Below are 13,090 nucleotides of genomic sequence, written 5' to 3' on the forward strand. Positions count from 1 at the left end.
CCCATGTCCAAGACCCACCTGTTCGACCTCGACGGCAAGATCGCCTTCGTTTCCGGCGCCAGCCGCGGCATCGGCGAGGCGATAGCCAAGCTGCTGGCCCAGCAAGGTGCCCACGTGATCGTCTCGAGCCGCAAGATCGACGGCTGCCAGGCGGTCGCCGACGCGATCACCGCAGAGGGCGGCAAGGCCACCGCGATCGCCTGCCACATCGGCGAGATGGAGCAGATCCAGAACGTCTTCGCACAGATCCGCGAGCAGTTCGGCCGCCTCGACATCCTGGTCAACAACGCCGCCACGAACCCGCAGTTCTGCAACGTACTGGAAACCGACCTCGGCGCCTTCCAGAAGACCGTCGACGTCAACATCCGCGGCTACTACTTCATGTCCATCGAGGGCGGCAAGCTGATGAAGGAACACGGCGGCGGCAGCATCATCAACGTGGCCTCGATCAACGGCGTATCGCCCGGCGAGTTCCAGGGCATCTACTCGGTGACCAAGGCCGCCGTGATCAGCATGACCAAGGTCTTCGCCAAGGAATGCGCGCAGTTCGGCATCCGCTGCAACGCCCTCCTGCCAGGGTTGACCGACACCAAGTTCGCTTCGGCGCTGGTGAAGAACGACGCGATCCGCAACCTCGCCCTGCAGCGCATCCCGCTCAAGCGCGTGGCCGAGCCGAGCGAAATGGCAGGCGCCGTGCTCTACCTGGCTAGCGAAGCGTCCAGCTACACCACCGGCGTGGCGCTGAACGTCGACGGCGGCTTCCTTTCCTGACGGAACGGCGAACGCGCGAAGAGGGAGCCAGGGCTCCCTCTTTTCATTTCAGGATTGCCAATGCCTCGCACCAGCGCGGGACAGGCGCCCCACGGCTATTCACCTGCGTTCTCGGGTAGCCGGACGAGTACCCCCATAGGTGTTACCCGCCGCCTCCACTTCAGTTGCCGACCCGCCAGCCACCGTTCACCGACACCACCGTTCCGGTGACGAACCCCGCCTCGGGCGAGGCCAGCCAGGCCACCGCCGCGGCGATGTCCTCGACCCGGCCGGTCCTGCCCAGCGGGGTCTCGCCGACGATGGCGGCGACCCGTTGCGGATCGAGGCCGCCGGGAAAGAACCGGGTGTCGGCGATGTAACCCGGCGCCACGCTGTTCACTGTGATCCCGCGCGAACCGAGTTCCCGCGCCAGGGCCACGCCGAAGCCATGCAGGCCGGCCTTGGCTGCCGCATAGCCCAGCGCACCGGGACTGCCGCTACCGGTCTGCGCAGCGATCGATCCGATATGGATGATCCGCCCGCCCTCTTCCGCGAAATGCGGCAACACCGCCAGCGACATGAGGAACGCGCTTTTCAGGTTGCCGTCCAGCAGCGCATCCCATTCCCGCTCGGCCTCTGCCAGCGGAGTGGTGGCGGCGATCTTTCGGGTGAACCCGGCATTGTTCACCAGCACATCGAGCCCTTGGAAGGTGTCGCCGACCCAGGCGGCCACCGCCTCGACAGCCATGCGCTGGGAAAGATCGGCGGCCATCCAGGGCACGCCGCCCAACTCGGCGGCGGCGCGTTGCAGGCGCTGGGAGTCACGGGCCACCAGGGCGATCCGATAACCCTGTTGCCGAAGGCGCCGGGCGATGGCCAGGCCGATGCCCGACGAGCCGCCGGTGACCAGGGCGGTACGGGGGATTGGAGAATGAGTGTGCATGACGGGCTTCCTCTGTGAGGGATGGAACGCCTCGTCTGGCCAGAGCGAGCGTACGGATGGATTCTCGACGGATTCGCCGCGATATATCCAATACTGTCTTTCTTAACTCACCATATCCGGGAGATATCGCAATGGCCGACTTGCGCCAGTTCCGCCAGTTCGTCGCGGTTGCCGAGGAGCTGAGCTTCCGCCGCGCCGCTGAGCGCCTGCACATGGCCCAGCCACCGCTGACCACCGCGATCCGGCGGCTGGAAGAAGAAGTCGGCGCCAGCCTGCTGGAGCGTGACAACCGTATCCACCGCCTGACGCCGGCGGGCCGCGCGTTCCTCGACGAAGCCCGGCGCACCCTGGCCCAGGCCGAACGCACCCTGGCGGCCGCGCGCAGCGCCGCCAGCGGACGCAGAACGTTGCGCCTGGCGTTCGTCGACAGCACCATCAATATTCTGCTACCGCGCATACTCCAGGCATTCCGCCAACAGCATGGCGCGCTGGACTTCCAGCTCCAGGAAGACACCACCGCGGGGCAACTGGAGGCGCTGCGCGAAGACCGCATCGATGCCGGCCTGATCGTCCTGCCGGTCGACCGCCAACCCGGCCTGTACACGCATCTACTGGTGGACGGCGACATGCGCGTGGCATTGCCCGAAGGCCATCGGCTGGCACGCCATGCGCGCCTGCGCCTGGAACAACTGGCCGGAGAACCCTGGCTGCTGTTCCCAAGGCACTATGGGCCGGGCATGCACGACCTGATCGTCGCCGCCTGCGCGGCAGCCGGCTTCGTCCCGGAGGTGGTGCAGGAGGCGCGGCAGATGCAGACCATCGCCGGGCTGGTGGCCGGCGGCATCGGCGTCGCGCTAGTGCCTTCGCTGCTACAACCGTTGCGCCCGCCGGGGGTCACCTTTCGTCCCCTGCAAGGGCGGCGGGCGCGAATTCCCTATCGGCTGGCGTTGGCCTACCGCACGCCGTCGGAACTCATCGAACGCTTTCGCGAAACCGCCCAGGCGATCGCCGCCGCCCCGGCTTTTCGCATGGCCTAGCGCCAGTCCCTGAGCGCCTCCTCGGCCGCCAGGTTCATCGGCTCGGCAAGCAGCCCGGCGACGCCGTAGTTCACCGCGAACACCGCCTTGTCCGCCATCGGCAGGAAAGTCACCCGCCCCGCCAGCGGCTCGAACAGGAACAGGTCGTGCTCGCCGGCCCGCAGCCAGCGCCAGAGATCGACCCCCAGCGGACTCTGCGACAAGCCCAGGCGGCGGCCCCGGGACTGCTGCTCGAGGGCCAGGAAGCGGCCGCTGAGCGCGTCGAGGCGATAGCCCGGCGCCAGACCGATCAACGCGGCCAGTCCCTTCCAGCGGAAAATCCGCGCGTCCAGTTGCCAGAGTTCGCCGTCCAGCACCACGCTGCGCTCGTTGGCGCCCTCCTGGATCAGCACCCGGTAGCGCTGCGGCCCTTCGGCCTGGAAGCTCAGGGTGGCCATCGGCTGCTCGGGCTTGAGCAGCGAATAGCTGCGCAGGTCCCAGGCGAGCACCAGCAACAGCCCCGCCACGGCGACGAAGGCCAAGCCGCAGGTGCCGCGCAGCCAGCCGAGGAACCAGGTGCGTTCGAAGAGGATGCGCACCGCGACCAGGGCGGCCAGCAAGGCCAGTAACGCGAATGCCCAGGCCAGACCGTCGTACTGCATGCAAGCGATTCCTTCTGCGTGAAATTGCGGGCATTATGCGCACCCCTCCTCCCGACGGCCAGCGAGGCCGTTTCCCGATTGGAAGCAGGTCCGGTTTTTCATGCCCTTCGAACTCGCGATAGACCCCAGCACCCTGATCATCCTGGCCGTGGTGGCCTTTCTCGCCGGCTTCATCGACGCCATCGCCGGCGGCGGCGGCCTGTTGACCATCCCTGCGCTGCTCACCGCCGGGGTCCCGCCGCACCTGGCGCTGGGTACCAACAAGCTGAGCTCGACCTTCGGTGCGGCGACCGCCAGCTACACCTTCTACCGGCGCAAGCTGTTCCATCCCGGGAAGTGGCGCAACGGCCTGCTCGCCACCGCGATCGGCGCCGCCATAGGCGCCTGGGCGGCTCACCTGCTGCCCGCCGAGTGGCTGAACCGGATGCTCCCGGTGGTGGTATTCACCTGCGGCCTCTACATGCTCTTCGGCGGCACGCCGAAAGCGCCGCTGGACGCCGATGCGCCGGTCGGACGCAAGCGCCAGTGGCCGCAGGGCCTCGCCCTGGGCTTCTACGACGGCGTGGCGGGACCGGGCACCGGAGCGTTCTGGACCGTCAGCTCGCTGCTCATGTACCCGCTGGACCTGGTCCGCGCCAGCGGTGTGGCGCGGAGCATGAACTTCGTCAGCAACATAGTGGCGCTGGCGGTGTTCGTCGCCTCCGGCCAGGTGATCTGGTTGCTCGGCCTGTGCATGGGTGCGTCGCTGATGGTCGGCGCCTATTTCGGCGCGCGCACCGCTATCGGCGGCGGGGCGAAGTTCATTCGCCCGGTGTTCATCCTGGTGGTCCTGGCGCTGACCGCGCGGCTAGCCTGGCAGCACTGGTTCAGCGGCGCCTGAGCGGCGCGCCAGGTACAGGTCGATCAAGTGCCGGGCGATCGAGCGCTGCGCCGGTAGCGGCGGCAAGGCATCGAGGGAGAACCACTGGGCGTCCTCGATCTCGTCCTCCTGCGGGACGATCTCGCCGGACACGTACTCGGCGTGGAAACCGAGCATCAGCGAATGCGGGAACGGCCAGTTCTGGCTGCCGATGTATTCGAGATTGGCGACCTCCACCCCGACCTCTTCGCGCACCTCGCGGACCACGCACTGCTCCACCGACTCGCCGGCCTCGACGAAGCCGGCCAGGGTACTGTAGACCCCCGGCACGAAGCGCGGCGAACGCGCCAGCAACACCTCGTCGCCCCGGGTCACCAGGACGATCATGCTCGGCGACAGGCGCGGGTACTGGTGCAGCCCGCACTGCGGACACTGCATCACCCGCTCGTGGTCCTGCGCCTGCATGCGTGTGCCGCAGTTGCCGCAGAACCGGTTGTGACGTGCCCAGATGCCGATCTGGCTGGCATAGCCGAGCATGCAGAACTGATCGAAATCGCCGTGCAGCATGAACTGCCGCAACGGCGCCCAGGCCATGCCCGGTAGCTCGATCGGCTCGTCCAGTTCCAGCACGTAGACCGGCTCGCCCTGCCAATGGCCGACCCCATGTTCGGCGAGCAGCGGGAGTTCCTGGCGCTTCAGCCATTCGCGGGGGAACAGCAGGCCGTTGTCGTCCTGGAGGAAGCGCTGCTGACAGTGCGCGAGCACCCAGCCGCCGACCTGGGCGGTAGTCGGCCGACCTGCCTGCCAGCGGGACTCGCCGGCCATCAGGCGGCCACCGGCAGCCCGAGCGCCTTGACGCTGGCGCTGGCCAGGTCGAGGACATCCGGCTGGCCCTGCGGACGCAGCACGGCACCGCCCTCGAGATAGTATTCGAGACTGGTCAGGGCGTCGGCGAGGGTTTCCAGCATCTGTTCCGAAGGCATCTGCGCGGTCTCGATCATGCGCTGCTGGATGTAGTCGGCGCAGCCGCCGACCAGCAGCGCGGCGCGCTCCTGACCGAGGAACCAGAGGCCGCCCCGGACCGCCTGCAGGCTGGCCGGGACGTTGGCCAGGTTGAGCTTGTCGCCATTGGATTCCAGGTACGCGGTGATCGCACGCTTGGCCAGGGCCAGGCCGGCCTTGGCCTCCTCGATCACCACGATGCGCGCCTCGGCCAACTGGTGCACGGCGAACGCATCGGCTTCTTGCCCGGGCTCCGCCGGAGTCGGCCGGGTGATGCGGCGCTCGCCGCGCTCGAGGTTGCCGACCATGCTTTCCACGTAGAGCACCGCATCGGCCAGGCGCAGCAACGCCGGCGGCGAATCGGCGACGCCGCTGGCAGCCCAGGCGGCCACGGTGGGTAGCTGGGTCTGCAGGGCGGTGCCGGCCGAGTTCAGGCCGACCATGCCGAGGGTCTTGCTCAGCTTGCCCAGTTGCGCATGCAGGTTGGTCAGGCTGTCCGGCTGGGCCACGCCGCGCTCGATCAGGTCGAGCATGTCCTTGACCCCGGCGAGTTCCTCGCGGATCGCCGTGGACAGCGAACGCATCACCGACTGGCCGGGGCCGGACAGGCGCTGCGATTCCTCTTCCAGCAGGTGGTCGGTGAACGGCAGCGGCGCCAGCCCATGCAGTTCGCGGACCTCGCGCGAACGCGGGCCCTGGCCGTCGGACAGCGCCACCAGGTAAAGCAGTTCCTTGAGCAGATGGCGCGGCGCCTCGTAGGCCGGGCCGATCAGCAATTGCTTGAGCTCGCGGTCGATGCGCGAGAACAGTTGCTTGCGCGACTTGCGCGGCAACAGTTGGCCATCGACGATCGACTCGATCGCCGCGGCGCCGATCCAGCACAGCCGCGAACGGGCCACCCCGCCGTGCAGGCTGTCGAGGCGCGCCAGCGCGCGGCCCATCAGCTTGAGGCTGGGATAGAGGTTCTGTTCGCGGATCAGGCCGAGCAGGCCGATCTGGTACATGTGGCGCATCCGCCGGCTTTCCTCGCCCAGTTCGGCTTCGGAAGGCAGGTGGTCGATGGCGGTGCTCGGCGGCCGCGGGATATCCAGGCGGGCGCTGAAGAAGAAGCTTTCCGGCAGCGCCGGCTGCCCTGCGGCACAGCGCACTTCGTTGATCGCCGGCAAGAGCAGCTCGGGGATCTCCTGGCGATTGGCCTCGACGTTCTCCAGGTAGCGGCGCAGCACGTACAGGGCGTTGCCCAGGGCTGCCAACTGGCCGTCGCGCTCCTCGCTGACGCCGGTGGGAATGTCGGTCGCCAGCTGCAGGGCTTCCTGGGCCAGCAGCTCGGCGCCGGCCAGCTCGATCAGGTTGAGGGTGCCGCGGATCTGTTGCAGGCATTCGACGGCGTGCTGCAGCAGGCTGCCGTTCTGCCGCTCGGCAATGAACTGCTCAAGACCCTGTTCGGCCTGTTCCATGGTGGCGAACAACTCGTCGCGCACCAGACTGAGGGACGTGGCTCCTGTGACCATCGGCCTAGTGCGCCTCCCGCGCAAGAATATACAACGGCATCAATCAGCGAATTCCGGCTTCTGCTTGGCCATATGCGCGGCCATCGCCACCCGCAGGTCGGCGGACTGGAGCATGGCGGCGTTCCAGGTAGCGACGTACTCGAGGCCGTCGTCGACCCGGTGGTCGCGCATATAGCGGATCATTTCCTTGGTACCACGGATGGCGATCGGCGACTTCGCAGCGATCTGCCGCGCCAGTTCGAAGACCCCATCCATCAATGCGGCCTGGTCCGCGTAGGTACGATTGACCAGGCCGATGCTCCGTGCCTCTTCGCCGTCGACCATGCGCCCGGTGTAGGCCAGCTCACGCATCATGCCATCGCCGATGATCCGCGGCAGGCGCTGCAGGGTGCCGACGTCGGCGGCCATGCCGATGTCGATCTCCTTGATCGAGAACTGCGCGTCGGCGGTCGAGTAGCGCATGTCGCAGGCCGAGACCAGGTCGATGGCGCCGCCCAGGCAGTAGCCCTGGATCGCCGCGAGCACCGGCTTGCGGCAGTTGTCGACCGCGTTGAACGAGGCCTGCAGCTCGAGGATCTTGCGACGCAGGGCGTCGGCGTTGCGGCCGACGTCCTTGCCCAGTTGGCTGCCGACCTGGGCCAGCAGCATCAGGTCGATCCCCGAGGAAAAATGCTTGCCCGCCCCGGACAGCACGACCACCCGCACTTCGTCGGTATCGTCGACCCAGCGGAAGATCTCGATGATCTCGCGCCAGAAGTCCTGGTTCATGGCATTGATCTTGTCCGGACGGTTGATCTGGACGTGGGCGATCTTGTCTGCCAGCTCCACACGGAATGCGTTGTACTCGGTCACGGCGATAGTCCTCGGCAGAGCAACTGCGCTGTCAGAACGCAGAGATTTTTGTTGTGCGGAAAATCCCGCAACTATAACAAGGGCGAGCCAAATGTCGATGCTGCACTATGTGATGCACGGCACGCCCATTGATACCGCAATCTCTTCGATGATTGCGCTAAACGCTTGATCCAACGAAAGTCCTGCTGGCATTTTCAGTCTTTTCCTTGCCGTGGAGTCCATCGTGAGCAGTCCCCTGAGCCAGGCTTTCGCACAGAACTTCCTCGGGCATTCACCGCGCTGGTACAAGCTGACGGTGCTCGCCTTCCTCTTGCTCAATCCCCTGCTGCTATGGCTGGCCGGGCCGGTGACAAGCGCCTGGGTGCTGGTCGGCGAGTTCATCTTCACCCTGGCCATGGCGCTGAAATGCTATCCGCTGCAGCCGGGCGGCCTGCTGGTGCTGGAGGCGCTGTTGCTCGGCCTGGCTACCCCCGAGGCGCTTTATGCGGAGTTGCAGCACAACTTCCCGGTGCTCCTGCTGCTGATGTTCATGGTCGCCGGCATCTACTTCATGAAGGACCTGCTGCTCCTGCTGTTTTCCCGCCTGCTGCTCGGCGTGCGCTCGAAGGCCCTGCTATCGCTCCTGTTCTGCCTGCTGGCCGCCCTCCTCTCGGCCTTCCTCGACGCCCTCACCGTGACCGCCGTGGTGATCAGCGTGGCGGTGGCATTCTTCGCCGTGTACCACCGGGTCGCTTCGGGGCAGCGCGCCAGCGAGGACTACGATCCCGCCACCGACCGCCAGGTCCCGGAGCTGCACCGGGCCCATCTCGAAGAATTCCGCGCCTTCCTCCGCAGCCTGCTCATGCACGCGGCGGTCGGCACCGCACTGGGCGGCGTCTGCACCCTGGTGGGAGAACCGCAGAACCTGCTGATCGGCCACGAGGCCGGCTGGCATTTCGTCGAGTTCTTCCGCCAGGTCGCGCCGGTATCCATGCCGGTACTGGCGGCCGGCCTGCTGACCTGCGTGCTGCTGGAGAAGAGCCGCCGCTTCGGCTATGGCGCCCAGTTGCCGGCGGCGGTGCGCCAGGTGCTCGCCGAGTACGCCGCCAGCGAAAGCCGCAAACGCGGAGCGCAGCAGAAGGCCGCGCTGCTGGTGCAGGCCCTGGCGGCGCTGGTACTGATCGTCGGGCTGGCCCTGCATGTCGCCGAGGTCGGCCTGATCGGCCTGTTGGTGATCGTGCTGATCACTGCCTTCACCGGCGTCACCGACGAACACCAGATCGGCCGCGCCTTCCAGGAAGCCCTGCCGTTCACTGCGCTGCTGGTGGTGTTCTTCGCGGTGGTCGCGGTGATCCACCAGCAGCACCTGTTCACCCCGATCATCCAGGCGGTGCTGGCGCTGCCGGCGGAACGCCAGCCGGGCATGCTGTTCATCGCCAACGGCCTGCTCTCGGCGATCAGCGACAACGTATTCGTCGCCACCATCTACATCACCGAGGTGAAACAGGCGCTGGATGCCGGCCACATGAGCCGCGAGCATTTCGACACCCTGGCGGTGGCGATCAATACCGGCACCAACCTGCCCAGCGTAGCGACGCCCAACGGCCAGGCGGCGTTCCTCTTCCTGCTGACCTCCTCCATCGCCCCGCTGGTGCGCCTGTCCTACGGCCGCATGGTCTGGATGGCGCTACCCTACACCCTGGTGATGGGCGGCCTGGGCTGGTGGGCGGTCAGTCATTGGCTTTGAGCGTCGGCACTCCGTTGACCTGGTTGCGCCATTGCCGCCAGGTGTACATCGGGATACCGGCCATCAGCACCAGGAAGCCCCAGAAGATCGCCTGCTGGCCGGTGCCATACAGCGCCCATAGCGAGTAGGCGAAGCCCAGCGAGCCGATCACCAGCAATTGCCGGCGTGAACGCGGCGAGAACTCGTCCGGTCGCACCGCCAGCAGTTGCAACAGCGCGGCGGTGCAGAACGCGTAGGGGACCACCCCGGTCATGGTGCCGAGCAGGATGATCACGTTGAACACATCGACCAGGTCGCCATGCCCGTCGACCATCACCAGCGCCGTCACCAGCAGCCCCGAGGCCAGCAGGCCGTGGGCCGGCGCGCCGTTCTTGTTGAGCTGGCCGAGCGACTCCGGGAACAGCCCGTCGCGCGCCGGAGCCACCGGGATCTGGCCCTGCAACAGGACCCAGCCATTGAGCGCGCCCAGGCAGGCGATCACCGCCCCGGCAGCCACCAGGTAGTAGCCCCAGTCGCCCATCAGGATCCGCGCCGCGTCGGCGAACGGCGAGGTGGAGCGGGCCAGCACCTCCGGCGGCATCAGGCCCTGCACCGCAGTGATCGAGAGGATGTAGAGGGCCGCCGCGGCCAGCGTGCCGAACAGGGTCGCGCGGGGAATGGTGCGGCGCGGATCCTCGACGTCGTCGGCCGGCACGGTGGCCGACTCCAGGCCGATGAACGACCACAGGGTCAGCGCCGCGGTGGTGGCGATCGCCTGGGCATAGCCCATGTTCGGCAGTTCGCTGCGCGCCGGGATCGCCAGGTGCTCGGGATTGAAGTGGAACCAGCCGAGGATACCGACCAGCAACAACGGCAGCAGCTTGAGGATGGTCAGCAGGTTCTGCACCACGCTGAAGGTGCCGATGCCTCGCAGGTTGATCAGGGTGCACAGCCAGATCGCGGCGATGGCCACGCAGACCATCAACAGCGGATCCGCCAGCGCCGGGATGAACACCCGCAGGTAGCCGACCAGGGTCACGGCAATCGCCGCGTTGCCGATCCAGGCGGCTTTCCAGTAGGTCCAGGCGCACAGGTAGCCGGCGAAGCTGCCGAAACCGTCGCGGGTATAGGCGTAGGGGCCGCCGGCGCCGGGGTTGACCCGCGCCAGGCGGGCGAAGGTCAGCGCCAGCAGCACCGCGCCGGTGCTCGACACCAGCCAGCCGAACAGGCTGAGCCCGCCGAACGCCGCCAGGCTGGAGGGAAGCAGGAAGACTCCCGAACCGACCATGTTGCCGATCACCAGCGCGCTGCAGGTCCAGAACCCCATGCCGCGCTTGCCGGCCTTCTCTCCCCCCGCCATCGACACCCCTTAGCCTGTCGGCCTCATTCTTTTATGCATTCAACGGTATAGCAGCGCCCGGACGGTCCGTCCTGATGCTGCAGGCCGTGCACATCGGAGTCGAAACCAGGGAAGGCGCGCTCGAAGGTCCGCGCGAACTCGAGATAGTCGAGGATCGAGCGGGTCGCCTCGGTGAAGCGCTCACCCGGCATGATCAGCGGGATACCCGGCGGATAGGGTACCAGCATGACGGCAGCGATGCGCCCTTCCAACCCAGCGATCGGTACCGCCTCGACCTCGCCGCGCACCAGCTTGTCGTAGGCCTCGGACGGCCGCATCGCGACCTCCGGCAGCACCGTGTACATGCGCTTCATGGCCTTCGCCGTGGCGTTGTCGCGGTAGCTGGCGTGCATGGCGTCGCTGAGGTCGCGCAGGCCCACGCCGTTGTAGCGCTTGCCGCCGGCCTGGGCCACGGAGGGCAAGACGTCGAGCAGCGGCAGGTTGGCGTCGTAACAGCGCTTGAATTCGAGCAGTTCGGTGACCAGGGTGCTCCACTTGCCCTTGGTGATGCCCATCGAGAACAGCACCAGGAAGGAGTAGAGACCGGTTTTCTCCACCACCAGCCCGCGCTCCCAGAGGAAGCGGCTGACGATGGCAGCCGGAATCCCCTGCTCGCTGAGCTTGCCGCCGGCGCTCAAGCCCGGGGTGGTCAGGGTGACCTTGATCGGATCGAGCAGCACGTAGTCTTCGGCGATATCGCCGAAGCCGTGCCAGTCGGCGCTCGGCTCCAGCACCCAGTCATGGGTGCCGACCTGATCGGTGCCCTCCACCTGCTCCGGCTGCCAGACGCCGAACCACCAGTCGTTCCGGTCCAGGTTCTGCCGTACGTTGGCCAGGGCCCGGCGGAAGCTGAGGGCCTCGTCGAAGGTCTCCTGGATCAGCGAACGCCCGGCGGGCCCTTCCATCATCGCCGAAGCCACGTCCAGCGAAGCGATGATGCCGTACTGCGGCGAGGTCGAGATGTGCATCATGAAGGCTTCGTTGAAGCGCGCCACGTCCAGCTTCCGGGTCCCGCCATCCTGCACGTGGATCATCGAGGCCTGGCTGAAGGCGGCGAGCATCTTGTGCGTGGAGTGGGTGGCGAACACCAGGGGGCCCTCCTCGCTGCGCGAGGTGCCCATGCCATAGCGTCCGTCGTAGAACTCGTGGAACGCGGCATAGGCGTACCAGGCCTCGTCGAAGTGCAGCACCTCGACGCTGTCGCCGAGGGTCTGCTTGATCAGCTCGGCGTTGTAGCACAGGCCGTCGTAGGTGGAGTTGGTCACCACCGCCAGCTTCACCTTCGGCTCGCGACCGCGCGCCAGCGGACTGGCGGCGATCTTCGCGGCAATCGACTCCTTGCTGAATTCGCTCAGCGGGATCGGCCCGATGATTCCCAGTTCGTTGCGTTCCGGAGTGAGGTAGAGCGGTATCGCCCCGGTCATGATGATCGAGTGGAGGATCGACTTGTGGCAGTTGCGGTCCACCAGCACCAGGTCTTCGCGACCGACCATGGAATGCCAGACGATCTTGTTCGCGGTGGAAGTGCCATTGATTACGAAGAAGGTATGGTCGGCGCCGAAATTGCGCGCGGCACGGTCCTCGGCCTCGGCCAGGGGGCCGGTATGGTCGAGCAGCGAGCCCAGCTCGGGGACCGAGACCGACAGGTCGGAACGCAGCGTGTTCTCCCCGAAGAACTGGTGGAAGGCCTGTCCCACCGGGCTCTTGCGATAGGCGACACCGCCGCCGTGGCCCGGCGTATGCCAGGAATAGTTGGACTGCGCGGTATGCTCGACCAGCGCGCGGAAGAATGGCGGCAGCAGCCCGGCCAGGTAGTTGCGCGCCGCCCGGGCGACCTGGCGGGCGAGGAACGGCACGGTGTCTTCGAACAGGTAGAGGATGCCGCGCAACTGGTGCAGGTCGGCCATGGACTCGGCCGGCGCGTTCTCGATGGTCACCTGCTCGCCGAGGGCGAAGATCGGCAATTGCGGCGCCCGCACGCGGGCCACGCGGATCAGTTCGACCACATCCTGCAGCAGGCGCTGGTTTTCCCCGGCACCTTCGGCGGCGACCAGGATGCAGGCCAGGCCGTGGTGGGTGGAAGCGACGATGCGCCCCTCGGCGGAGCTGGCGGTGGAGAGAATGCTGAAGCCGTCCTGCTCCAGTTCGTGGGCGATGCCCCGCACGCGTTCGCCGGCAACGGTGTCGGCCTTGATGTCGCGATGGACGATGAGGACGGGAAATTTGAGGTCTTTATACATTGTTGATCCCGAGCAGCAGGCGGGCGAACCCCGCCGGTCGGCTCAGGGTAGAGACTTGCCGGCACGCGCGTAACCCCCGGCGGCTTGCCCTTGTAAGAAAAGGTCGCGGCAACACAAGTCGGCGCGCCGCGCTTGCCTCCGCTCCCGCCAG

Annotated in this window: 11 protein-coding genes; 4 read left to right on the plus strand and 7 right to left on the minus strand. The window is 67.0% G+C overall.

All coding sequences use genetic code 11. From position 1 onward, the window contains the following. The first annotated feature begins 3 nt into the window (after positions 1-3). Positions 4-771 carry an SDR family oxidoreductase gene (locus M6E97_RS13740; RefSeq protein ID WP_003087987.1) on the plus strand — a complete coding sequence of 256 codons (768 nt, stop codon included), beginning with the start codon at positions 4-6 and terminating at the stop codon, positions 769-771. 160 nt (positions 772-931) lie between these two features. On the opposite strand, the gene M6E97_RS13745 is transcribed toward M6E97_RS13740, so the two are convergent. Continuing rightward, entirely contained in the window at positions 932-1,693 is a 762-nt protein-coding gene (locus tag M6E97_RS13745) for an SDR family NAD(P)-dependent oxidoreductase (RefSeq protein ID WP_034005416.1), read from the minus strand. A gap of 131 nt (positions 1,694-1,824) precedes the next feature. On the opposite strand from M6E97_RS13745, the gene M6E97_RS13750 reads away from it, so the two are divergent. Continuing rightward, positions 1,825-2,730 carry a LysR family transcriptional regulator gene (locus M6E97_RS13750; protein WP_003098166.1) on the plus strand — a complete coding sequence of 302 codons (906 nt, stop codon included), beginning with the start codon at positions 1,825-1,827 and terminating at the stop codon, positions 2,728-2,730. Here the strand turns inward: M6E97_RS13750 and M6E97_RS13755 are convergent. Continuing rightward, positions 2,727-3,371 (minus strand): hypothetical protein, encoded by a 645-nt coding sequence (locus M6E97_RS13755; protein WP_021264648.1) that lies wholly within the window; start codon positions 3,369-3,371, stop codon positions 2,727-2,729. The two genes, M6E97_RS13750 and M6E97_RS13755, sit on opposite strands and share 4 nt — an antisense overlap. A 100-nt stretch (positions 3,372-3,471) precedes the next feature. Here M6E97_RS13755 and M6E97_RS13760 point away from each other — a divergent pair, with 100 nt between their 5' ends. After that, positions 3,472-4,251 carry a TSUP family transporter gene (locus M6E97_RS13760; protein WP_015503102.1) on the plus strand — a complete coding sequence of 260 codons (780 nt, stop codon included), beginning with the start codon at positions 3,472-3,474 and terminating at the stop codon, positions 4,249-4,251. Here M6E97_RS13760 and nudC read toward each other — a convergent pair. From nudC to M6E97_RS13775, 3 genes are read right to left on the minus strand one after another with little or no spacing between them, the layout of a single operon-like run. Further along, positions 4,219-5,055: an NAD(+) diphosphatase gene (gene nudC / locus M6E97_RS13765; protein ID WP_003139928.1), complete on the minus strand. Its 837-nt coding sequence runs from the start codon at positions 5,053-5,055 to the stop codon at positions 4,219-4,221. The genes M6E97_RS13760 and nudC overlap by 33 nt on opposite strands. Beyond that, a complete protein-coding gene (fimL, locus tag M6E97_RS13770; RefSeq protein WP_003087974.1) occupies positions 5,055-6,743 on the minus strand; it encodes a type IV pilus/biofilm regulator FimL in 1,689 nt (562 codons plus the stop codon). Before fimL ends, nudC begins: the two co-directional genes overlap by 1 nt. A gap of 39 nt (positions 6,744-6,782) precedes the next feature. After that, positions 6,783-7,595, minus strand: a complete 813-nt coding sequence (locus M6E97_RS13775) for a crotonase/enoyl-CoA hydratase family protein (protein WP_003087972.1) — start codon at positions 7,593-7,595, stop codon at positions 6,783-6,785. A 223-nt stretch (positions 7,596-7,818) separates the two neighbouring features. On the opposite strand from M6E97_RS13775, the gene nhaB reads away from it, so the two are divergent. Next, positions 7,819-9,321 (plus strand): sodium/proton antiporter NhaB, encoded by a 1,503-nt coding sequence (nhaB, locus tag M6E97_RS13780; protein ID WP_003087967.1) that lies wholly within the window; start codon positions 7,819-7,821, stop codon positions 9,319-9,321. Here the strand turns inward: nhaB and M6E97_RS13785 are convergent. Both M6E97_RS13785 and ldcA read right to left on the minus strand, forming a co-directional pair. Continuing rightward, positions 9,305-10,660, minus strand: coding sequence for an amino acid permease (locus M6E97_RS13785; protein ID WP_003087965.1), 1,356 nt, complete (start codon positions 10,658-10,660; stop codon positions 9,305-9,307). The genes nhaB and M6E97_RS13785 overlap by 17 nt on opposite strands. 23 nt (positions 10,661-10,683) lie before the next feature. Beyond that, positions 10,684-12,939 carry a lysine-specific pyridoxal 5'-phosphate-dependent carboxylase LdcA gene (gene ldcA / locus M6E97_RS13790; protein WP_033990382.1) on the minus strand — a complete coding sequence of 752 codons (2,256 nt, stop codon included), beginning with the start codon at positions 12,937-12,939 and terminating at the stop codon, positions 10,684-10,686. Positions 12,940-13,090 lie beyond the last annotated feature (151 nt).

The sequence above is a fragment of the Pseudomonas sp. B111 genome, from assembly GCF_026428275.1.
GTDB classification, from domain to species: domain Bacteria; phylum Pseudomonadota; class Gammaproteobacteria; order Pseudomonadales; family Pseudomonadaceae; genus Pseudomonas; species Pseudomonas aeruginosa.